The organism is Haloferax sp. Atlit-6N (assembly GCF_003383195.1).
Classification (GTDB): domain Archaea; phylum Halobacteriota; class Halobacteria; order Halobacteriales; family Haloferacaceae; genus Haloferax; species Haloferax gibbonsii.
This window is the reverse complement of record NZ_QEQJ01000288.1, coordinates 1-470: the sequence shown is the minus strand read 5'-3', so window position 1 is coordinate 470 and position 470 is coordinate 1. Positions and strand designations below refer to the sequence as shown.

The window sequence follows — 470 nt, the reverse complement described above, 5'->3', positions numbered from 1 at the left end:
ATTGCATTTGTGGCGAACAAATAGCCAAGATACGCCCAAATGAGCAGCCCAAGACCGATACTGATCACACGGCTGTCGAGTAGCAGAGTCTTGTACGCCGCCTCCTGTCTGCGGTTCGGCATAGGTGACCCATCGACTACCTCAACACCGCCGTCGGGTGTGGGTTGTTGGACGCTACGGAGTTTGCTTGCGGGAACCGTTACCAAATTCTCTTTCTTTTCCGGAGCCATTAGCGGCATTATGATCATTGTCACATGGACAACGCCGGCGACGATGATCAAGTTTCCTGGGTCGAAGATTGTCTCAGAGACCGGCACAACCCCAATTTGATCTGCCAGGAAGTGATCTGGAGTAGCGACGAGCAACATAGACGCTGCGGAGAGTCCCTGATGCCAAGGCAGTAGCCCCGCGTAGCCCGTCGCAACCAGTAGAGGATAATGAACATCAACATCTTTCTCCTCCATCGCAAT

Annotated in this window: 1 protein-coding gene; it reads right to left on the bottom strand. The window is 53.2% G+C overall.

Going from position 1 to position 470, the window contains the following annotated elements:
• Positions 1 to 470 (bottom strand): TIGR00366 family protein (locus DEQ92_RS22385; RefSeq protein WP_158547665.1); only part of this gene is annotated, 470 nt, incomplete at both ends.